13 protein-coding genes are annotated in these 22,649 nt (G+C 74.0%); 6 read left to right on the forward strand and 7 right to left on the reverse strand.

Annotated features, from left to right (window positions below):
• Position 1: 1 nt before the first annotated feature.
• The 4 genes from murJ (at position 2) to IH00_RS0107145 (ending at position 4,805) form a co-directional block, all read left to right on the forward strand.
• Positions 2-1,702 (forward strand): murein biosynthesis integral membrane protein MurJ, encoded by a 1,701-nt coding sequence (murJ, locus tag IH00_RS0107130; RefSeq protein ID WP_078887603.1) that lies wholly within the window; start codon positions 2-4, stop codon positions 1,700-1,702.
• 22 nt (positions 1,703-1,724) lie between these two features.
• Positions 1,725-2,408, forward strand: a complete 684-nt coding sequence (locus IH00_RS0107135; protein ID WP_031070783.1) for a response regulator transcription factor — start codon at positions 1,725-1,727, stop codon at positions 2,406-2,408.
• A 167-nt stretch (positions 2,409-2,575) separates the two neighbouring features.
• The gene (locus IH00_RS0107140) at positions 2,576-4,117 is read left to right on the forward strand and encodes an ATP-binding protein (protein ID WP_078887644.1); all 1,542 of its coding nucleotides are present in this window, start codon (positions 2,576-2,578) and stop codon (positions 4,115-4,117) included.
• Between the two features lie 61 nt (positions 4,118-4,178).
• A complete protein-coding gene (locus IH00_RS0107145) occupies positions 4,179-4,805 on the forward strand; it encodes a hypothetical protein (RefSeq protein WP_199819703.1) in 627 nt (208 codons plus the stop codon).
• Positions 4,806-5,348: 543 nt separating this feature from the next.
• On the opposite strand, the gene IH00_RS0107155 is transcribed toward IH00_RS0107145, so the two are convergent.
• The 3 genes from IH00_RS0107155 to IH00_RS0107165 form a co-directional block, all read right to left on the reverse strand.
• Entirely contained in the window at positions 5,349-7,208 is a 1,860-nt protein-coding gene (locus IH00_RS0107155) for a hypothetical protein (RefSeq protein ID WP_031070791.1), read from the reverse strand.
• Positions 7,193-8,011, reverse strand: a complete 819-nt coding sequence (locus IH00_RS0107160; protein WP_031070794.1) for an ABC transporter ATP-binding protein — start codon at positions 8,009-8,011, stop codon at positions 7,193-7,195. The genes IH00_RS0107155 and IH00_RS0107160 overlap by 16 nt, the downstream gene beginning before the upstream one ends.
• Before the next feature lie 668 nt (positions 8,012-8,679).
• Positions 8,680-9,885 (reverse strand): trans-sulfuration enzyme family protein, encoded by a 1,206-nt coding sequence (locus tag IH00_RS0107165; protein WP_031070796.1) that lies wholly within the window; start codon positions 9,883-9,885, stop codon positions 8,680-8,682.
• A gap of 64 nt (positions 9,886-9,949) precedes the next feature.
• Between IH00_RS0107165 and IH00_RS0107170 the strand changes: the two genes are divergently transcribed.
• Positions 9,950-11,416: an aminotransferase-like domain-containing protein gene (locus tag IH00_RS0107170; RefSeq protein ID WP_031070798.1), complete on the forward strand. Its 1,467-nt coding sequence runs from the start codon at positions 9,950-9,952 to the stop codon at positions 11,414-11,416.
• A 241-nt stretch (positions 11,417-11,657) separates the two neighbouring features.
• On the opposite strand, the gene IH00_RS0107175 is transcribed toward IH00_RS0107170, so the two are convergent.
• The 4 genes from IH00_RS0107175 to IH00_RS38825 all read right to left on the reverse strand — a co-directional run bounded on the left by IH00_RS0107175 (position 11,658) and on the right by IH00_RS38825 (position 14,358).
• Entirely contained in the window at positions 11,658-12,107 is a 450-nt protein-coding gene (locus IH00_RS0107175; RefSeq protein WP_234334792.1) for a hypothetical protein, read from the reverse strand.
• A 170-nt stretch (positions 12,108-12,277) separates the two neighbouring features.
• Positions 12,278-12,643, reverse strand: coding sequence for a S8 family serine peptidase (locus tag IH00_RS45015; protein ID WP_267882549.1), 366 nt, complete (start codon positions 12,641-12,643; stop codon positions 12,278-12,280).
• On the reverse strand, positions 12,640-12,960 hold the full coding sequence (locus IH00_RS45020) for a S8/S53 family peptidase (protein ID WP_267882550.1): 321 nt from the start codon (positions 12,958-12,960) through the stop codon (positions 12,640-12,642). The genes IH00_RS45015 and IH00_RS45020 overlap by 4 nt, the downstream gene beginning before the upstream one ends.
• Positions 12,961-13,152: 192 nt before the next feature.
• A complete protein-coding gene (locus IH00_RS38825) occupies positions 13,153-14,358 on the reverse strand; it encodes a heparin lyase I family protein (protein ID WP_078887605.1) in 1,206 nt (401 codons plus the stop codon).
• Positions 14,359-15,130: 772 nt separating this feature from the next.
• Here IH00_RS38825 and IH00_RS0107190 point away from each other — a divergent pair.
• On the forward strand, positions 15,131-22,648 hold the full coding sequence (locus IH00_RS0107190) for a type I polyketide synthase (RefSeq protein ID WP_031070801.1): 7,518 nt from the start codon (positions 15,131-15,133) through the stop codon (positions 22,646-22,648).
• Position 22,649: the final 1 nt, after the last annotated feature.

Consider the following 22,649-nt stretch of genomic DNA (forward strand, 5'->3'; position numbering starts at 1 on the left):
GATGTCGCAGACGGGCACAGCGCCGGACGGCGGCTCCGGTACGGAGGCGAGCACGGCGCCGGACGGCGGCTCCGGTACGGGCAGTCGCGCGGGAGCCGTACCCGGCGACGCCCGCAAGGCGGTCTCCGCAGCGCGCAGCAGTGCGGTCATGGCCGCCGGCTCCCTGGTGTCCAGGGGTACCGGTTTCGTCCGTTCCGCCGTGGTCGCCGCGGCGCTCGGCACGATCGGACCCACGGCGGACGGTTACGCGGTCGGCAACTCACTGCCCACCATCGTCTACATGCTGCTCCTCGGCGGCGCACTGAACGCCGTCTTCGTGCCCGAGCTGGTCAAGGCGGCCAAGGAGCACGACGACGGCGGGGCCGCGTACACCGACCGGCTCGTCACGGTCTGCGTCGTAGCCCTGCTGGCGATCACCGCGACCGCGGTGTGGGCGGCCCCCGCGATCGTCGACGCCTACACCGACTACAGCGGTCCGCAGGCGGCGATGACGACGGCGTTCGCGCGCTACTGCCTGCCTCAGATCTTCTTCCTCGGACTGTTCACACTGCTGGGGCAGGTGCTCAACGCACGCGGCCGGTTCGGCGCCATGATGTGGGCCCCGGTCCTCAACAACGTGGTCGTCATCAGCGTCTTCGGTCTGTTTCTGGCGCTGGCCATGGGTGGCGGGGACACGCTCACCGCGACCGAGACCGCGCTGCTCGGCTGGGGGACCACCGCCGGGATCGCCGTCCAGGCACTCGCCCTCGTCCCGGGGCTGCGCGCGGCCCGCTTCCGCTGGCGGCCGCGCTTCGACTGGCGGGGCAGCGGACTGACGCGCCCCCTGCGGTCCGCCGGCTGGCTGGTGCTGCTGGTCCTGGCCAACCAGGCCGCCTACTGGGTCACGACCCGGCTGGCCACCACCGCGGGCCTGCAGGGAGGCCCCGGCTACAGCGCCTACAACAACGCCTATGCCCTGTGGGTCGTGCCGCACGGCATCATCACGGTCTCCCTGGTGACCGCGCTGCTGCCCCGGATGAGCGCGGCGGCCGCCGACGCGGACACCGCGGCCCTGCGGCGGGACGTCTCGCACGCCCTGCGCGCCTCGGCGGCCGCGGTCGTTCCCGCCGCCTGCATGCTGTTCGCTCTCGCGCACCCGGTGATGGCCCTCGTCTTCGGTCACGGCAGGACGAGCGCGGGCGACACGGCCGCGATGGCCGGGATCCTGATGGCGTTCGCGCCCGGACTCGTCGCCATGTCGGGCCAGTACGTGCTCTCCCGCACCTTCTACGCGCTCGGCGACACCCGTACGCCTTTCCTGCTCAACCTGGTGATCGTCACCCTCAACGCGGGGCTGTCCGTGTCCGCCGCCCAGCTGTTGCCGGCCCGCTGGGCGGTGACGGGGATGGCGGCGGCGTACTCCCTGGCACTGTTCGCGGGTTGGGCGGTCACGGGCCGGGTGCTGAGCCGTCGGCTGGTCGTGGCCCGGCCGTGGCGGTCGTCCGCCGTCGTGGCACACGCACGGCTGCTCCTCGCCGCCGTTCCCGCCGCCGCGCTGGGTCATCTGGCGGCGACCGGGGCCGCACGGGCCGGGGTTCCGGCCGCGACGGCCGCCGGAGCGGCCGTCATCGTGCTCACCTTCGCGCTGCTCGCCCGTCCGCTGCGGCTGACCGAACTCGACGCGCTGATCACCGGCGTACGCCGACGACTGGCCCGGCGCTGAATCATCATCGAGGAGACTGTTGATGCCCCGCGTACTGCTCATCGAGGACGACCCCGCCGTGCGGGAAGGCGTCGAACTCGGTCTGCGCCGCCGCGGCCACGAGGTGCGGTCGGCCGCCACCGGCGAGGCCGGACTCGCCGCGCTGGGCGAGTTCCGCCCCGATCTGCTGCTGCTGGACCTGATGCTGCCCGGCATGAACGGCGTGCAGATCTGCCGGCGCGTCCGCGAGGACAGCCAGCTGCCCATCATCATGCTCACCGCACGCGGCGACGACTTCGACATGATCGTGGGACTGGAGGCGGGCGCCGACGACTACATCGTCAAGCCCGCCCGCCCCGACGTGATCGAGGCGCGCATCCGTGCCGTGCTGCGCCGTATCGAGGACACCGGCCCGGGACGGCCGGCCACGGAGATCCACGGCGACCTCACCATCGACCGGGCCGGACTGACCGTCACCAAGGCCGGCCGGCACCTGGCGCTGGCTCCCTCCGAGCTGAAACTGCTGCTCCACCTCTCCGCCGCCCCGGAGCAGGTCTTCAGCCGTCAGCAACTGCTGGAGCACGTGTGGGAGCACAGCTACCACGCCGACGCGCGCCTGGTCGACGCGTGCGTCCGCCGCCTGCGCAACAAGATCGAGGACGATTCCGGCACCCCCCGGTACGTCCAGACGCTGCGGGGCTTCGGCTACCGCTTCGGGCCGCTGTGACCGGGACGCCCATCCTCGGCCGGGGGCGCCGCGGCAGGAACGGCGGCAGGAACGGGAACGGGGACGCAAGCGGGCACGGCCTCGGCGCGGTGCCCGGCGCCGGGGCGTACAGCGGTCCGGCCGACGGAAGCGCCGAGGCCGGCGGCGGCCCGGCCCGCGACGGCGATGTGCCGGGATGCGACGGCGCGGAGCACCCCGGGGGCGGACGTCCCGCCGGCCGGCGAAGGCGCTCCGGCGCCGGCGGGCGGTGGCCGGCGCGGCGGGCGTGGGCGTTCGGTCTGCGCACGCGCCTGGTTCTGGCGTTCTTGCTGGTCGCGGTCGTCAGCGCCGGTACCACCGCGGCGCTGACCTACCGCGAGGCTCGCAGCGCCCTGCTGAAGACCGCGCAGGACACGGCCGTCTCGTCGTTCCGCGATCAGGTCCAGCAGACCGGTTTCCCCCTGCCCGTACGGGGCGAGGGCATGGAGGAGGTCCTGCGCGACATCGCCCGCAAGGGCAAGCCGCACCCCTGGGTCGTCTTCGCCGAATACGGCTCGATCCGTGCCTCCTCCGGCACCAGCCCCGTCTCCGGCGTCATCACCCCGCAGCTGCGGCGGGCCGCGCGGGCCGATCCCCACGGCAGCTTCCAGCGGGTCGTCAAGGACGGGGTCCCGTATCTGACCATCGCCATGCCCACGGTCTTCCGGACCGGTCCCCAGGGTGTGCTGCCCACCGGGCTGATCCTGTACGCCGTCATGCGGATGACGGACGAGCAGATCAACGTGGACGCGCTCATGACCGCCGCCCGCGACGGTGCACTGCCCGGACTCGCCGTCGCCCTGCTGCCCGGCCTGCTCGCCGCCCGCAGCGTGCTGCGGCCGGTGCGGGAACTGCGCCAGGCCGCCCGGAGCATGGGCAGCGGCAGGCTCGACACCCGTATCCGCGTGCGGGGCAGGGACGAACTGGCCGACCTCGCCCGCACCTTCAACGAGTCCGCGGGCAAGCTCGAGCACTCCGTGCGGGAACTGCGCCAGGCCGAGGCGCGCGCCCGCCGTTTCGCGTCCGACGTCTCGCACGAGCTGCGCACGCCGCTCGCCGGCATGCTCGCGGTCACCGAGGTCCTCGACGAGGACGCGGGCCTGCTGGACCCCGACACCGCCCGGGCGGTGCGGCTGATCAGCTCGGAGACCGGAAAGCTCGCCGTCCTCGTCGAGGACCTGATGGAGATATCCCGCTTCGACGCGCGGGCGGCGGAGCTGAACACCGACGAACTCGACGCGGCGGAGGCCATCCGCAAGACGCTGCACAACCGGCACTGGACGGACGGCCGGGTCCGCGCCGAACTGCCCGACGGGATCCGTGTACGGCTCGACCCGCGCCGCTTCGACATCGTCATCGCCAACCTCGTCGGCAACGCGTTGCGGCACGGCGGTGCGCCCGTCACCGTACGGCTGCGCAGCGAGATGAGCTCCGGCGGGGTGCCCGTGCTGGTCACCGAGGTCGCCGACAGCGGCCCCGGCATCCGGCCCGAAGTACTGCCGCACATTTTCGACCGCTTCTACAAAGCCGACGCGGCCCGTACCCGCTCCGCGGGCAGCGGTCTGGGGCTCGCGATCACTCTGGAGAACGTCAGGCTGCACGGTGGGACGGTCCGCGCGGGGAACCTGCCGGGGGGAGGCTCCGTCTTCACCGTGGAGATACCGCTGCGCACGGGAGGGGACGGCGCGTGAGTCAGGGGACGCACGGGAGGGGACGGCGCGTGAGTCAGGGAGGCACGGGAGGGGGCGGCGCGTGAGGCGGTGGCACACACGCCGTCCGGTGCTCGCCGCCGCGCCGATGGCAGCAGCCCTGCTGCTCGCCGGATGCGGAATCCAGGAGACCGACGTCATCGAGGCGGGCGGTCCGGCCAGTGTGCAGGCCTTCGTCGAACCCGGCTACGACGCGCTGCTGTTCTTCCGGATGCCGCACGGCAAGCTGACGCCCGTGATCCGGTCGTTCCCACCCCGGAACCCTTTCGGCGACGAGTATCGGCAGGCCGACGGGGCGGCTCCGCCGGCGGTGCCGGAGAGCGCGATGTCCGCGCTGCTCAGTGGCCCGGGAGAGGCCGACAAGGCCGCCGGGCTCGGCACCTCCCTGCCCCGGGTCACGGCCGACGGCGTCCGGGTCCGGCTCTCCGGGGATGGAAAGGTCATGGTGAACCTTCCCCTCGCCCTCGGCGGGCTGGACGCGACGGCTGTGCGCCAATTGATCTGCACCGCCGCCTACAGCAAGGACCGCGACGGCCGGGCCACGGTGCTGCTCACCGGCCAGGACGGCGTGACGGCGACCGGTACCTGCGGTCTCGACCTCAACACCGACGCCACTCCCGTGGCCGTCGAAACCGGCAGCCGGACGACGCCGCCCGGCCGGGCCGGCTAGGCCGTGCATCGGAAGTTGATCTCGGGCCGTGAATGATCACGGTTCATGGGTCGGAGAGATCCCACGGACGAGCAGTGGGCGATGCTGGAGCCGCTATTTCCGGAGGGTGCCAAGGTGGGGCGGCCGCCCCGTCCGGCCTCGGCGGCAGCTGATCGACGGCATGGGGTTCCGGGTCCGGACCGGTGTTCCGTGGTGGGACGTCCCCGTCGAATGCGGACCGTGGAACCGGTCGACAGCCTGTTCCGTCAGTGGCCGGAACGGTGGTGAATCCTCACCCGGCTCCAGTCCCTGGCCGACGGCAGGTCCTGAAGAACGTCGAGGACCTGGTAGAGGGTCAGGCCGGTGTCCGGACTTCTGGTCGAGCCGCCTGAGGGTGAAGCCACCATCAGCATCAACATGCTCACAAGCGACCCCTGGCAGCCCAGCCCCACGCCTGACTGAACGGCGTCGCCCCTAGAGGGGTGCCCGCGCCCCTCAACCACCTGGCCCAGGGGGCGGCGCCACGGCCGGTTCAGGGGTGCGAGGGCTGCCGGACGGCGCGGGTCACGCGGCCACCGCCTGGCCGCGGCTCTTCTCGGCGCGGTAGAGCCCGTAGGCGGCCCAGAAGCCAGAGACGCCGATGAGGACCATGGCGGCGATCACCGGCCACTGCCACGGGTCGGAGACGTGCAGCGCGAGGAACCACACCTTGTCCGGGGAGCCGCTGAGTTTGATGCCCAGGGGCACCAGGCCCTGCGGGAGCAGCCCGATGAGGCCGACGGCCATCGCCGTCCACATCAGCGTCTGGCGCTGGGCGGACATCGTCTCGAACGGGGACTTGCCGACCCCCTCCTCGGGGGTGGCCGTCGACGACGGTGCGCCCGAGCGCATCAGGTGCAGCAGCTCCGGCCCCTGGTCCCGGAGCTTCCGTGCCGCCACCGAGCCGAGCAGCACATGGCTGAGCACACCCGTGAGCAAGGCGACCGGGAGGCTCGCCCACAGCAGCGCGGGCCGCTCCAGGGCGTGGCCCGCCCAGGCGACCCCGAGGGTGGGGCCCACGGCCAGCGCGACCAGGAAGAACATCAGGAAGGACTGGCCGGTGACATCGCCGTGGTCCATCGGCGAGTTCTTGCTCTTGCGCGGGTCCGGGCCGGGCACCAGGACCGCGACGGAGGCCCAGATCAGCAGGCCGGAACCGCCGCCGAGGGCGGCGATGTTGCCCGCGAGCGCCCAGGGCAGCAGGTCGGGGTCGCCGTGGACGAGTGTTCCGGCGAGCGTCAGCAGCAGGGTGAGCGGGCCGAAGACGATCAGCCAGGCGAGCTGGCGTGCGCGGACGTCGGCCCTCTCCTTCCCGGGCACCGTCAGGGTCAGCCAGAGCGCGGTGCCGTCCTGTCCGTAGAGGTTGGCGCAGGTCGCCGCGGCCATGAGCGCGCCAGCCGCGCCGACGAACGGGAACGCGGCGGTGAAGTCGAAGATCAGCGGGAACAGCGCGGTGATGACCGCGAAGGCCGGGCCGAGCACGATGCTCTGGGTGCGTATCGGATCGCGCCACCAGGTGCGCAGCTCCTTGAGGCAGATCGTCCCCACGTCGCCGCGGAACAGCCGCGGACGCCGTGCGGCGGCCTGCGCGCAGGAGCCGCGGACGACGGGACGGGCCAGCCGCTGCGGTCCGATGAGCGCGCTCCACGCGGCGAACAGCGCCGCCACGAGCACGGCCAGGGCGGCCAGCGGCCCCACCGCCCAGAGCCAGTCGCCGCGGCCCGCCGCCTCGACGGCGAGCAGGCCCCAGCTGGAGGGCAGCGCTCGCACCACGGTGGAGAAGGCGGGCGGGAAACCGTACTCGAGGAGCAGGTAGACCCCGATGAACAGCACCCAGGAGAAGGAGCACAGGGAGACGATCGCGGCGGTGACGGTCGCGGTGATGGCGCCGCCGATACGGGACCGGGCCAGTGCCCGGAACAGCAGGGTGACCACCCGGGACAGGATCACCATGAAGAGCAGGGGCAGCACCACGGCGGGCACCGACACCACGACGGCCTGCCAGCTCAGCCGGGCCGCGAAGGCGATCGTCGCTCCGAGCGCCAGCACGGTGATCGCCGTGGTGACGGAGACCAGCGCGGCGGCCAGCAGCCCCGTGGTGAGGGTGCGGCGCGGGATCGGCTGCCGGTGGAAGTGCTCCCCGTTGAGGGCGGGTTCGCCTGCGAAGATCGGGCCGACGATCCAGCCCAGTGCCCACAGCGCGAAGGTGACCGCGAGCACGTCCGTCAGCATCCGCGGCTGGGAGAAGTCGAGGAACGCCAGGATGACGGTGGTGACGGCGAGGCAGCTCCCGGCGGCCCAGCCGAGGCCGCTCAGCGCCATCTTCGTGTCGGACGTGCTGTGGCGCAGCACGGCCAGTTTCATCCGGATCAGGACGCCAACCACGACAGTCCCTCCCCGCCGCCGATGGTCACGCCGACCAGCTCGACGAAGGTCTCCTCCAGCGAGCGGCTGCCCCGCACGTCGTCCAGCGGTCCCTCGGCGACGACGCGGCCGCGGGCCATCACGCCGACGGTGTCGCAGAGTTGTTCGACGAGTGCCATGACGTGGCTGGAGATCAGAACGGAGCCGCCGCCGTCGACGAACCGCCGCAGGATCTGCTTGATGGTGGCGGCGGAGACCGGGTCGACCGCCTCGAACGGCTCGTCGAGCACCAGCATCCTGGGTGCGTGCAGCAGGGCCGTGGCGAGGCCGATCTTCTTGCGCATGCCGGTGGAGTAGTCGACCACCAGGGTGCGTTCGGCGGAGCCGTCGAGTTCCATCACGGCGAGCAGCTCGTCGGCGCGCCGGTCCGCCTCGATGGCGTCGATGCCGTGTAACTGGCCGAGGTGGGTGAGCAGTTCCCGGCCGGTGAGCCGCTCGGGCATGGCCAGCCCGTCGGGCAGGACGCCCAGCAGGCGGCGCGCCTTCAGCGGCTCCCCCCAGACGTCGACGCCGTGGACCCTGGCCGTGCCCGCGTCGGGCCGGAGCAGGCCGACGGCCATCGAGAGGGTGGTGGTCTTGCCCGCTCCGTTCGGTCCCACCAGTCCGTAGAAGGAGCCGGGCCGGACGGCGAGTTCCACGTGGTCCGCCGCCGTGTAGTCACCGAAGACCTTGTGCAGGCCGTCGAGGCGGAACGCGGGTTCCTCTCTACCGGAGTCCCTGGAGGTCGTGTCGGTCGTGGTCGTGTGCTGAGTTACGTCGTCCACCGCATTCCTCTGGGTGAGACACAGGGTGGCCCCGCGGGGTGCGGGCCTCTCGGTCCTGCCTGCCATCCTGCCAACGTCCCGTCACGCTTGCGAGTTCGTTCACGTGGCAGGCCGGAACGCAGCGGTCGCGATCCGCGCGTACCGAGTGAGGGTGTTGAGGGGGCTCAGCTCGGACGGCTCCTCCGATGGTCCCCGCACCGGTTCGCGGTCAACACCCCCCAACCCCGGAACGTGCCCCTCTAGGGGCAACGCCGTTCGGTTCGCCGGCGGGGAGGGCGGCCGTCATCGCGTGCCGCCGTTCTCCCCGGAGTCGATCAGGCCACCTATGCCGCCGGGACGGGCAGCCGCTGCGACTCAGCGGCCGGACGCAGTAAGAACCTGGCACGGTATTGCGGTCCGAGCAGAAGAAGGCCACGGGCGCCGGCGAGGCTGACGCGGAGGCCTTCGATTCTCCGAGTCAGCCTCCCGCTGGGCCTCGGTGATGCGGTCGAGAAGGTTGTCGTGGATCTCCACGAGCCGACCGGGTTGGTCCGGAGGAGGGAGTAACGGACGGTGGAGGAAGTCGGGCCGGGGCCCGGCCCGCGCCCCTGGGCGGCCCGTCGGTCGGCCCGCGGCCCTGGGCGGCCGGGCGGTCGGCCGAGCGGCGTCGCCGCGCCGGCCGGCGCCCGTTACGGAGTCCGCGCCGCCGCCTGCTCCAGCGCCTGTTCCAGGTCCGCCCACAGGTCCTCGACGTGCTCGATGCCCACGGACATCCGTACCGTCCCGGGGCCGATGCCGGCCGCGTCGAGGGCGGCGGGGTCGAGCTGGCGGTGGGAGGTGGAGGCCGAGTGCATCACCAGGGTCTTCACGTCGCCGAGCGAGGCGGTCAGGGATGCCAGGCGGACCGCCTCGATGAAGGCGCGGCCCGCCTCGCGCCCGCCCGCGAGGTCGAAGGAGATGACTCCGCCGCCGCCCTTCGGCAGCAACCGGCGTGCGATGGCGTGGTCGGGGTGCGCCGCCAGCGCCGGGTGGCGGACAGCCGCGACCGCCGGGTGCGCGGCCAGCCGGCCGGCCAGGTCGAGGGCACTCGCGCTCTGCCGCTCGATGCGCAGCGGCATCGTCTGCAGGCCCCGCAGGGTCAGCCAGGCGGCGAACGGGTCGGTGATGGCGCCCTGTTCGATGGCGTGGTGGCGGATGCGGCCGTACAGCTCGGCGTCCTTGAAGACCGCGATCCCGCCGAGGACGTCGGCATGTCCGGCCATGTACTTGGTCGCCGAGTGGATCACGACGTCCGCGCCGTGCTCGATCGGCCTGCACAGCAGTGGCGAGGCGAAGGTGTTGTCGACGGCGCTGGGAATGCCGGCTTCGGCGGCGACGGCGATCAGGGCGGGCAGGTCGGAGACCCGGGTGGTGGGGTTGGCGATGGTCTCCAGGTAGAGCAGCCGCGTCTCGGGCCGCACGGCTCGCCGTGTCTCCTCGGGGTCGGTCCCGGAAACGTACGTGACCTCGATGCCCCAGCGCGCGGCGAGGTCGGTGAGTGTCGCGTAGGTGCCGCCGTAGAGGCAGCGCTGCGCGATGACATGGTCCCCGGCGGAGAGCAGTCCGAGCAGGAGGCCGCTGATGGCGCCCATGCCGGAGGCGTAGGAGAGGGCGGCGGCTCCCCCTTCGAGGCGGGTGACGGCGTCCTCCAGGGCGCGGACGGTGGGGTTGCCGAGGCGGCTGTAGACGAAGGTGTCGGGCGAGTGGAAGGCGTCGGCCATCGCGTCGGCGCTGTCGAAGGCGAAGACGTGCCCCTGGTGGAGGGGGACGCCCAGGGGTGTGCTGCCGGTGATCCGTACCTGGGGAGGGTGGACGGCGAGGGTCTCGGGTCGCAGTGCTGCGGTGTCGTCGCTCATGGATCCCAGTGAACGGGCGGTCCGCTTGCGGTCACAGGACCAATCGCGGCAGATTGGTCCGGCGATGAAACCAATTCCTCTGCCTCTGGACGAACTCGTCGCCCGTCTCGGCCGCTGGTCGGCCGGGCGGGGACCGCTGTATCTCCTGCTCGCCGCCCGTTTCCGGCAGTTGATCGACGAGGGGCTGCTGGCTCCGGGTGTCCTGCTGCCGCCCGACCGGCGGCTCGCCGCTGCCCTCGCGGTGGGCCGGACGACGGTCGTGGCGGCGTACGACACACTGCGTCAGGAAGGCCGGCTGGTACGGCGGCAGGGCAGCGGGACGCGCGTCGCGCCCGCCGCGCTCCCACCCGGACCTCGCGTGCGGGAGACGTCCAACCCTCTCTTCCTGCATCTGCTGGAGACACCCGACGACGTGATCCTGATGAGCTGCGCGGCCCCGCTGGACCCGCCGCCCGAACTCACGGAGGCGTACCGCACGATGACCCTCCCGGCCGGGGACCTGGGCTACCACCCGGCGGGGCTTCCTGCTCTGCGGGAGGCGATCGCGCAACGGTACGCCGCCCGGGGCGTCCCGACCGGTCCCGAGCAGGTCCTGGTCACCACGGGTGCGCAGCAGGGCCTTTCGCTCGTGACCCGGCTGCTGGTCGCGCCCGGGGACGGGGTACTGGTCGAGGCGCCGACGTATCCGGGGGCGCTGGACCTGTTCCGGGAGGCGGCGGCCGTCGCGCACCCGGTGGCGGTGGGGCCGGACGGGGTGGACGTGGCGGAGGCGGTCACGGTGATGGAGGATCACCGGCCCGCTCTGGCCTATGTGGTCCCCCGGTTCCACAACCCGACCGGATCGGTGCTTCCCCCGCTGGCCGGCCGGCGGCTCGTCGAGGCGGCGAACAGGCTCGGTGTGCCGCTGGTGGACGACGAGGTGCTGGCCGACCTCGCGTTCGAGCCCCGGATGCCGCCGCCGTCGCTGTCCTGCTACGGGGACGTGATCGGGATCGGCTCACTCAGCAAGGCCGTGTGGGGCGGACTGCGGATCGGTTGGGTGCGTGGCACGGCACCGCTGATCGCGCGGCTGGCCCGGCTGAAGGCCATCCACGACCTCGGGTCGGACGTGGCGGCGCAGCACGTGGCCACACGGCTGCTGGACGGTTTCGCGCCGATCGTGGCGGCCCGGGCGCGGATGCTGCGCGCCGGCCACGACCACCTGCGGGCCGAGCTGGCGCGGCTGCTCCCCTCGTGGAGCTGCCCGCCGGCCGAGGGCGGCCAGACGATCTGGGTGAGCCTCCCGTACGGCGACGGCGTCGCCTTCGCCCAGGTGGCGCTCCGGCATGGTGTGGCGGTGCTGCCGGGCGCCACGATGGACGCACTGGGCGGGAGCACGCGCTGCCTGCGGCTGCACTTCCTGCTGCCTCCGGACCTGTTGTCGGAGGCGGTGGGCAGACTGGCGCGGGCCTGGGCCGAGTACGGGGCCCAGGCCGCGCCGACGACCTCTCCGACGGTCTCACCGGCAGCGCTGAACGCGATCGCGGTCTGAGAAGCGGGGCCCGGACCGGCCAGGTACGGGTCCGGGTCCGGGGCGGGTGCCGCGTACGCATGCGGCGTCGGTTCCGGGCCCGGGTCCGCGGCATCACGAAAGGCCGGGGCCGACGGACCCACCCCCATACGGGGAAGTGCTCGACGGGCGACGGACCTTCGCACGGAAGCCGGCGCGCAGAAGAACAGTCGCCCGACCGCAACAGCTCCGGCCCGCGGTGGGACGTAGCCGGTGTCGACCGTCACTCCTCGCCCAGGGCGGCTGCCCATAACACCTGTGTGGTGGCGGCTGCGCGCAGGGCGGCCTCGAGGTCGTCGGACGAGTGCAGAGTTCCCTTGCCGTCCGGCGGGATGATCCATTCCAGGTGTCCCGCTTCCCGGTAGGGGGGCGGCACGGCCACCCAGCTGCTGCTGCTGGCGTACCGCAGGCCGGACCCGAACCATTCGTCGTTGTCCGGTGGCAGGAAGAACCCGATTCTCCGTGCCTTGCGGTCCAGCAGGGTGGGGCCGGGCGGTGTTGTCCGGTCGCACCACAGGGCCTCGAGGGCGAGCCAGCCCCGGTCCTCGGGCGTACTGAGGACGTTCCAGTAGCGTCCGGCCTCCAGCAGCGCCGTTCCGGGGTCTCCCCGCCACTGCTTCCTGCACGCCACGGGGTCGGCCGCCGCCGCCGCCAGCCATTCGACGCTCCGCATCCACACTGGATTCCACACAAGAACCTCCTGCGACAGGGCGGCGCGCGGCCGCTCGCGTGCGGGCGCGCCGAGCCGGTAGGCCGGCACGAACGATCCGGCCCGGGAACGCTGGATCATCCTCGTGAGCCGCGGGGTCCGTCCGGAAGGGTGGCGAACGGTGGCGATAGAGGTCAGAGGTTCGACGGTGGCATGCGTGCTCGGACCCCTCCGCCCGGCGGTGGGCGGTGCCGCGGTTCGGTCGTCGCACCGTCCCTCTCCGCGGTTGCCGCCGACGCCGGGCGGCCGAGGCGCCCGTGCAAGGTGGGGCCGACGGCCGTCGAGGGCGTGAACAGCTGGCGGTTCGGTGTGCCGCTGATGTTGCCGGTGATCACGCTGGTGGTGCTGTTGCTGGTCAGCCAGTTGTTGACGGTGGCGCTGGACGCGTCGCCGTGGACCGACTTGTAGAGGGCCGCCACGCCGGAGACGTGCGGCGAGGCCATGGAGGTGCCGCTCGACGAGGTGGAACCGCTGCCGGCCCGCGCCGAGGTGATGCTCACCCCGGGGCGTAGAGGTCGGTGCAGCTGCCGTAGTTGCTGGAGCTCGCCTTGCGGTCGGCGGAGTCGGACGCGGCCACCGTGATGGTGCCCGACGCGCTCGCCGGGGACACGTTGCAGGCGTCCTGGTTCTCGTTGCCCGCCGCTACGGCGAGGTGCACCCCGGAGTTGGCGAGTGCGGTGGCCGCGTTGTTCAGGGCCGCTGAGTAGCCGCCGCCCAGCGAGGCGTTGGCGACGGCGGGCTTGACGGCGTTCTGCCGGACCCAGTCGAAGCCGGCGATGATGCCCGAGAACGAACCGGAACCCTGGCAGTTGAGCACGCGCACACCGCGCAGCTGGACGCCTCGGTCCGGGCACCCGGGGACTGCCCGTGGCTCGGCCTCGAAGGTTCCCGAGGAGAAGGACCCGCCGGTGAGGCCCCCGGAACTGCGCGACCGCACCGGCGGTTCGGCGGCGTTCAGGCCCGGCGAGCGCCGTCGATGCTCACCGTCGGCGCCGGCGGGCCGTCCGGCTCAGAGCCCCAGCGCTCCGGCTTCCGTGATGCTGGCCCAGTCGTTCTCGGGGTTCGCCCAGAACGAGATCTTGAGGTGGCGGGCGTCCAGGGAGCCCGCGGTGAACAGCACGGTCTCGGGCGCCGTCGTCGTGCCCGAGCTGCGGCCTTCCCACACCTTGGTGTAGGAGACGCCGTCCTGCGACGCGTGGATGGTGTAGTCGTTCCAGCGGAGGTTGCCCCGGTGCCAGGCCACCGTCGCGCCGCACAGCTGGCGGACCGCACCGGTGTCCAGGATCAGTGCGGCGCCGAAGCCCTGTCCGGACCAGCGGGTGGTCAGGTCGCCGTCGATGGCGTTGGCCGGCGGGCTGGACGGCTCGTACGTCGTGGCGGACGCCGAGGCCACCGCCGCCGCGCGCGTGCAGGTCCGCTGAGGTGCGACGTCCTTGTAGGTGGCGCGTTCGTCACCGAGGCGCAGGGCGTCGTGGTGCAGCACTCGCTGGGTGACGCTGGAGGGAGCTCCGGTGTTCCAGTCCCACTTGTAGATGCCGAACTTGAAGTACGGGGATTTCGGTCCCCCGCCGTGGGTGGCGACGCCCGCCCGGTGGACGACTCGCTCGCCGTTCTTCCACACCTGCAGCAGACCGGTGCTGTCCGTACGCCAGGTCACATGGAAGACCCAGTCGACCCAGACACCGGTGGTGTACGGACCCAGATCGATGAACTGGCCACGGAAGTCGATCTTCCAGCGCCCTTCGTCGGTGAGCAGGGCCAAGGGAGGTGAACCTCCGGGGCAGCCGACGTCGCATTGATGCCACTGGCTCACGATCTCGGCCGACGTGTCGTGGGCCCACGTCGTCGCCAGATTGATGCTGAATCCGTACCACCGCTCCGCGCCCACGGGTTGCTCGTCGCGCTGCGATATCTCCGCGCGCTTGCTGCTGGAGACGACCGGATCGGTCTTGCGTAACTCGAAGCGTGCCGCGTAGGAGCCGTCCCGCGCGGGACCGGTGGCGTTCGTCGCCCCGTACTCCGTTGCCCACTGCTTGATGAACTGGGGAGGGGCCGCGCTGGGGAGCGTCCGGTCGGACGACTGCTCCCAGTCGAGGGTGCGTTGTACCCCCGCGGGGTCTGCCGCGGCCGGCTGCCCCGGGCCCAGTGTCACTCCCGCGGCCAGGACCGTCGAGGCCACCGCCACGAGCCATGCTCTGAGGCGTGATCGTCGCATGCTTGCCTTCCCTTCCGGGACGCCTGTCGCCCCGATGCCGCACCTGTCCGGTGCCGGGCGCCGACTCTTCCCGCCACCGAGGGGTAGGGCAAGGCGGACGACCCGGCGCGCGGTGGTGCATCGGGCTCCTCGCCGCACCACCGACAGATGGCCCATGCGGCCCGGTGCGGCGGCCGTATCCGTACACCGCACAGGCGCCGGACGGACCGGCCGTGCGTGACCGGTACAGCCGGACGGGACGAGGCGGCGACGGCGGGGGGCGGTCGGGCCCGCCGCTTCTCGGGCACCGGAAGGAACGCGCGGGGCGCGGTGCGGGCTGCGTCGAGCACCGCGCCGGCCCGTGCGGCCGGGGCGGCCCGTTCCGCGTTCGGCCTGAAATGTGCGTGACTCGAATCGGACACCGGGGGGCCGGCACGCGGCAGCCACAACGGGCATTCATGACGCTACTGACCAGTACTTTCCGGCTCTTCCGCGCCCGCTCCGGGACAGCGAATTCACGCCGTTCATTACCTGGGAAGCCGTACGCGACATTCCCCCGCTGAGCGTCCGCTTTTCCGGCTCGGGATCCGCACCCCGGGCGGCCACTTCCGCACCGCCACCCTCGGATCAGGAACGTAGCGTTGACCCCTCAGTAACTTCCCGCTACTTTCGCTACGTTCACCGAAAGGCCCGAATTCCCGTTCCGGGCCCGCGCGACCTTGTGCTTCCCGCGGCCTTTGTTATGGCCGGAATACCCCCCCTCCGGGCAACGCCATCGCACATTCGGAGAATTATGACGTCGGCAGCGCACGTCCTGAATCCTGTCATCGGACTGACCCCCTTCGGCGAGCCCGACGCCCGCCTCGCGGCCGCCGTCACCCGCGGCGGCGGACTCGGCGTCCTGGACCTCGGGTCCGGTGACCGGGCCGCCCGAGAAGCCCTCCGCGACCTGCGTCGGTGGCTGCCCGGGCGGTACGGCGTGCGGATCGGTCCGCGGTGCCGATTACGCGCCGGGGACGCGGCCGGCCTGCTCGGCGGGCCCGGCGGGCCCCGCACCGTACTCCTGGCCGGGGACGGATTGCGGGCCGGTGACCTGCCGCCCGGTGTGCAGGTGCTGGCCGAGATCACCGACCTGGCGGAAGCGCGGGACGCCCTGCGCGACGGCGCGCACGGCCTCGTCGCCCGGGGCAGCGAATGCGGCGGCCGGATCGGGGACCTGAGTACGTTCGTGCTGCTGCAGCGGATCCTCGACGCCACCGGCCCCGACGGGCCCCCCGTGTGGGCCTGCGGGGGCATCGCGCCGGGCACGGCCGCCGCCGCCGTCGTCGGCGGCGCCGCTGGAGTGGTGCTCGACACCCAGCTGGCCCTCCTCGCGGAGTCGGCGCTCCCCGCGTCCGTCGCCGCCGTCCTGCGGTCCATGGACGGCTCCGAGACCACGGTGCTCGGCGGCCACCGCTTCCTGCGCCGCCGTGGCCCCGGCGCCCCGCCGGTCACCGACCCGGCCGCGGACCAGGTCGCCGGCCTGCTCGGCGGGCGCGACCCGGACACCCAGTTGCTGCCGGCCGGCCAGGACGCCTTCCTCGCCGCGCACTTCGCCGACCGCCACCGGGACGCGGCCGGTGCCGTCCGCGCCGTCACCGAAGCGATCCGGGCGGCGACCGAGGACGACACCGCCGCCCGGAGTCTTGGTGCCGGGTCGCCCATGAGCCGGGCGCTCGGCACCCCGCTGCCGGTCGCCCAGGGCCCGATGACCCGGGTCAGCGACGGGGCTGACTTCGCCCGCGCCGTCTCCGACGGCGGAGCCCTGCCCTTCCTCGCCCTGGCGCTCGCCGGCCGGGAACAGGCCGGGACCCTGCTCACCGAGGCGGCCACGACACTCGAGGGCCGCCCCTGGGGGGTGGGCATCCTCGGCTTCGCGCCGGAGGAGACCCGTGCGGCACAGCTCGACGCGGTGCGCGCGCACCGGCCCAGCCACGCCGTCATCGCCGGGGGCCGGCCCTCGCAGGCCCGCGCCCTGGAGGCGGACGGCATCCGCACCTTCCTGCACGTACCCTCCCCCGGGCTGTTGCGCCAGTACCTCGGGCAGGGCGCGCGCCGGTTCGTCTTCGAGGGCGCCGAGTGCGGGGGCCACGTCGGGCCGCGCAACAGCTTCCCCCTGTGGGAGGCGCAGACCGGCGTCCTGCTCGACCACCTGCATGAGGATCCCGGCGCCGCGCCGGACATCGAGGTGTTCTTCGCGGGCGGCGTGCACGACGCCCGCTCCGCCGCCATGGTGGCGGCCCTGGCCGCGCCGCTCACCGCCCGAGGGTGCGCGGTCGGCATGCTGATGGGCACCGCCTACCTGTTCACCCGGGAGGCCGTCGCCCACGGCGCCGTACGGCCCCTGTTCCAGCGGCAGGTGCTGGCGGCCGACGGCACGGCGTTGCTGCGCACGGCCCCCGGGCATGCCACGCGGTGCGTACCGAGCCCGTTCAGCGAGGGCTTCCGGGACCTGGCGGCGGGCCTGCGCGCGCAGGGCGTTCCCGACCGGGAGGTCTGGGAGCGGCTGGAGCGCCTCAACGTGGGCCGGCTGAGGCTGGCGAGCAAGGGCGTCGAGCGTACCGGTGCCGGCGCCCTGGTCCCGGTGGACGAGGAACGGCAGTACGCCGAGGGGATGTTCATGGCCGGCCAGGTGGCGGTGCTGCGCGATGCCACCACCACCGTCGCCGCGCTGCACGCGTCCGTCACCGAGGGGGCAGCCGCCTTCCTGGACCGGCGGCGCGCCGCCCTGCGGGCCCGGCAGGACCCGGCCGGTGCCGGGCCCTCCACCCGGGCGGCCGCACCGCTGGACGTGGCCGTCGTCGGCATGGCCTGCATGTTCCCGCAGGCTCCGGACCTGGCTTCCTTCTGGGCGCAGGTGCTGGACGGCCGCGACGCCGTCACCGAAGTGGCCCCGGAGCGCTGGGACCCCTCCGTGCACTGCTCCCCCGGCCCGGACGGCACGGGCGCGGCCAGCGCGTCCAGATGGGGCGGGTTCCTGCCGCGCATCCCCTTCGATCCGCTGCGGTACGGCATTCCGCCGGCGTCCCTGGGCAGCATCGAGCCGGTGCAGTTGCTCGCGCTCGAAGCGTCCCGGCGCGCCCTGGAGGACGCCGGCTACGGCGAGGACGGCCGCGCCTTCGACCGCGCGCGGACCGGGGTGGTGTTCGGCACCGAGGCCGGCAGCGACCTGTCCAACGCCACCACGCTGCGGGCCGTGCTGCCCTCCTACTACGGGCAGGTGCCCACCGGGCTGGACGAGCAGCTTCCCCGGCTCACCGAGGACACCTTCCCCGGCATGCTCGCCAACGTCGTCGCCGGCCGCGTGGCCAACCGGCTGGACCTCCGTGGCCCCAATTACACGGTGGACGCCGCCTGCGCCTCCTCGCTGGCCGCCCTGGACGTGGCATGCAAGGAGCTCGTCCTCGGCACCAGCGACATGATGCTGTGCGGCGGCGCGGACCTGCACAACGGCATCAACGACTACGCGCTCTTCACCTCCGTGCACGCGCTGTCCCCGACCGGCCGGTCCCGCGCCTTCGACGAGGCCGCCGACGGCATCGCCCTCGGGGAGGGAGTCGCCTGCGTCGTCCTCAAACGTCTCGCCGACGCCGAGCGCGACGGGGACCGGGTGTACGCGGTGATCAAGGCAGTCGGGGCGTCCAGCGACGGCCGCTCCCTGGGGCTGACCGCGCCCCGGCCGGAGGGCCAGCGCGCGGCCCTGGAACGTGCCTACCGGGGCGCCGGGGTCTCCCCCGCCGAGGTCGGTCTGGTGGAGGCGCACGGCACCGGGACGGTCGTCGGCGACCGCACCGAACTGGGCGTGCTCACGGCCGTCTTCACCGAAGCGGGTGCCCGCGGCGGGAGTTGCGTGCTGGGCTCGGTGAAGTCCCAGATCGGGCACACGAAGTGCGCGGCGGGGCTGGCCGGGCTGATCAAGACCGCACTCGCCCTGTACACCGGGGTCCGGCCGCCCACCCTGCACCTGGAGCGGCCGAACGCCGCCTGGGGGGCCGGCGCCGGGCCCTTCGTCTTCCACCGGGAGGCGCTGCCGTGGCCGGCGGCCCCGGAGCGGCGGTACGCGGGGCTGAGCGCGTTCGGCTTCGGCGGCACCAACTTCCACGCGGTGCTCGCCGCCCATGCCGGGGACGGGCCGCCGCCGGCGCACGCCCGGGACGCGTGGCCTGCTGAGCTGTTCCTGTTCCGCGGGACCGATCCGGCGGCCGCCCGGCGCGCCGCCGCGGGACTGCTGGACCTGGCCACCGCGGCCGCCGCCGGTGAGGCCCCGTGGCGGCTGCGCGACCTGGCCGCCACCGCGTCCCACCGCGCCGCGCGGGCCCGCGGGTCCGTCCGGATCGCCTTGGTGGCCTCGGACACCGAGGAACTGTGCCGGCTGCTGCGGGCCGCGGTCGAGGCGGACGGCGGGGCGGATCCGGGCACGGGGGTGAGCTCCGGGGCGGGGGTGAGTTCCGGGGCGGGCGCCGGCCCGGGTGCGGGGGCCGGTCGCGGGGCGGGCGCCGGCCCGGGTCCGGGCACCTCCACGGGTGCCGGCGGCAGGCTGCACCGGGCGGCCGAAGGGGACGAGGGCGCCGGGCGTACCGCGTTCCTCTTCCCCGGACAGGGCAGTCAGCGGCCCGGGATGTCCGCCCACCTCTTCACCACCTTTCCCGGACTCGGCCGGCTGCTCGCTGCCGACGCGGACGGCCGGGCGGTCGGGGCGCTGTACCCGCCCGCCGCCTTCGACGAGGCCGCCCGGGAGGAGGCGCGGCGGGCGCTCACCGACACGCGGGCCGCGCAGCCCGCCCTGGGCATGGTGGAGCTTGCGGCGTACGAACTGCTCACCCGCTGCGGGATCCGGCCCGACATGGCCGGCGGCCACAGCTACGGCGAGCTGGTCGCCCTGTGCGCCGCAGGTGTCATCGAGGCCGAGGCGCTGCCGCGGCTGAGTTCCGCCCGCGCCGCGGCCATCCTGGACGCGGCCGGTGACGACCCCGGCGCGATGGCGGCGGTGGCCGCCCCGCCGGAGGACATCGGGTGCGTGCTGGGCGGTCCGCCGCTGCCGGACGGGGTGGTGGTCGCCAACCACAACGCGCCGCGGCAGAGCGTCCTGTCGGGACCGACGCTCGCGGTCGAGGCAGCGGTGCGACGGCTGCGGGAGGCCGGGCTGGGTGTGAAGCGGCTGCCGGTGGCGTGCGCCTTCCACAGTCCGGTAGTGGCCGCGGCCGGGCCGGCCTTCGGCCGGGTCCTGGCGCGACAGCCGTTACGGGAAGCGGAGTTCGAGGTGTGGGCCAACCGCACCGCCCGCCCCTACGGGGCCGGTCCCCGGGCGGTGCGCGAGGAACTCGCCGCGCAGATAGGAGCGCCGGTGCGGTTCGCGGCGCAGATCGAGGCGATGTACGGCGCCGGGGCCCGGACCTTCGTCGAGGTGGGTCCCGGACGGGTGCTGACCCGGCTCGTCGCGGACGTCCTGGGCGACCGGCCGCACCGGGTCGTCGCCTGCGAACCGCACGCCGGGAGCGGTCTGGCTGGTTTCCTCGACGCACTGGCCCGGCTGGCGGTCGCCGGACTTCCGGTGGTCTGCGACTGGATGTTCCGCGGGCGGGACGCCGTGGACATCGACCTCGCGGCCGCCCCGCGCACGCCCGGCTGGACGGTGGACGGACACATCGTCCGTACCGCGTCCGGCGAGCCGCTTCCCGGCGCCCTCGCGCCGGCCCGACGAGTCGTGGAGGCACCCGTGACGACGAACCCCGATGAGGCGCCCTCCGGCGCGCAGGACGCGCTGATCGCCGAGTTCCTGCGCAGCAGCCGGGAGATGATCGCCGCACAGCGCGACGTGCTGCTCGCGTACTTCGGCGGCGTACCGGGCGCAGCGGTTCCCGGCGGTCCCGTGCCGGTGCCCGAGTACGGGCCTGGGCTGGCGGCCGCCGGCGCCGGCACAGCGGGCCTCGCGGCGCCGGCGGCGTACGGTGCGCCCGCGGTGAGCGCCCAGCCGGCGGGCACCGGCCGGAACGGCGTGCATGAGGACCATGAGGACGACGTGCATGAGGGCAGTGCGCATCCGGACCGTGAACCGCCGCACGCTCGCGCGGAGCCCGTCCCGGGAGGCGATGCGCCGGAGGCGTCCGCGCCGGCGCCGCACCCCTCCGCGAGGACGGAGTTCACCGAGGAAACGGTGGTGCGGGCGGTCCTGGAGCTGATCAGCGAACGGACCGGCTACCCCCTGGACATGGTGGAGCCGGGGCTCGACCTGGAAGCCGACCTGAGCGTGGACTCCATCAAACGCGCCGAGATCGCGGGCGAACTCGCGCGTCGCCTCGGCGGCTCGGGCGGCCCCGTGCCGGCGGCACTGGACGATGCGGAGCTGGAGGAACTGACGCGGGCGCGAACCGCGTCCGAGATCGCCCGGTGGCTGGTGGACCGGGCGTCGGGCCCCGGCGCGGCGGTGCACCCGGCCCTTCCCGACGTCCCGGCCGCCCCGCCCGCCACGCCTCAGGGCCACGTCCCACCCTCCTTCGAGAGCAATGCCTTCCCCGCTCCGGACGCCTCGGACCCCGTCGGCAGCCGGGCCCCAGGGCCCGAAGGGACGGCGACCGAAAGGACGGGTACCGAAGCGACGGAGACCGGATCGACCGGGCCGGCACCCCGCACGGACGCGGCCGGTACTCCGGACCCCTCGGCCGGCGGCACCCCCGGTGCTGCCACCGACGCAGGGCGCGGTGGAACCCCCGCGCCGGCGGCCCCGGCAGTGGAACCCGACGGGCCGGTGGAGCCGGTCGTGGCCGCCCCCCGGCGGTACCGGGTGGTGCGGGCGGCGCTGGCGCGCACGGCCGGTTCGGCAGCGGACCTCGCCGGCACACGGTGGGTGCTGCTCGGCGACGGTGCCGGGGCCTGGCGCGGGACCGCCGCGCACCTGCGGGCGCTGCTGCTCGCGCGCGGCGCGCAGGCGGTGATGGCGGAAACGGGGCTCCCACCGGTGACGGCCACGGACCGCACGACGGTGGCGGACGGCCCGCCGGACGGTGTCGTCGTGCTGAGCGCACTGGGCGACGACGGCGGGCCGCCGTTCCTGCCCGCCGGCTTCGCCGTCGTACGAGCCGCCCTGCGGGGTGCCCCGCGGCGCCTGCTGGTCGTCCGGGAGGCGGGGTACGGGGCGCGGGCGGCCGGCACGGACGGGCTGCTGCGTTCCGCCGCCCGCGAGTACCCCGACGTCACCGTGCGCTGCGTCGCGCTGGATCCGGGTGGTGCGCCCGGGCCGGCCCGTGCCGCGGACGCGCTGCTGGAGGAACTGGCCGCGGGCGGCACCGAACCCGTCGTCGTGCGTACGCCCGCCGGACGGTTCGCGCCGGCGCTCGCCGAGGCGCCGCTCGGCCCGCTCGCCGCGGCCGGGGCCGGGCCGGCCGGCGAAGGCGCCGCCGAGGCGGAGGCCATGGGGCTGGACCGCGACAGCGTCGTGGTCGTCGTCGGCGGGGCCCGTGGGATCACCGCACGGTGCGTGGCCGTGCTGGCGGCCGCCGCCCGTTGCCGGATCGAGCTCCTCGGCCGTACCCCCGTGCCCACCGGTCCCGAGGACCCGGCGACCGCCGCCGCGCGCGACCGCGCCGCCCTGCGGGGCGTGCTGGCCCGTACCGGCCGCCGTTCCTCAGCCGCCGCGGTCGACCGTGCCGCCGGCCTGGTCCTGGCCCAGCGCGAGGTCGCCGCGACGCTCGACGCCGTACGGGCCGCCGGCGGCCGGGCCGGGTACCGCAGCACCGACTGCCGGGACGCGGCCGCCGTACTTCAGGCCGTCAAGGAGATCCACGCGGAACACGGCCGCGTCGACGGGGTGATCCACGCGGCCGGAGTCATCGAGGACCGGCTGATCGAGGACAAGCCGGAGGCCTCCTTCCGCCGCGTCCACGGCACCAAGACGGAGAGCGCGGCCGCGCTGCTCGCGGCGGTGGACCAGCTGCCGGAGGGCGAACGCCCCTCCTTCGTCGTCCTGTTCGGCAGCATCGCGGCGGTTCTCGGCAACCGGGGCCAGTCCGACTACGCGGCGGCCAACGACGCGCTGGAGGCGTACGGCGCCGCCTGGGCCGCCCGCACAGGACGGCGGGCGCTGACCGTGCACTGGGGACCGTGGGCCCCCTCCGCGGCCCACGGCGGCATGGTCGGCCCGGAGCTGGCCCGGCACTATGCCCGTCGCGGCGTCCGTCTCATCGATCCGGAGGAAGGAGCCCTGGCCCTGCTGCGGGAACTGGCCTGGGGCGATCCGGCGGAGCGGGCCGTCGTCCTGACCGCCTCGGAGTGGTGAG

The organism is Streptomyces sp. NRRL S-118 (genome assembly GCF_000716335.1).
GTDB lineage: Bacteria > Actinomycetota > Actinomycetes > Streptomycetales > Streptomycetaceae > Streptomyces.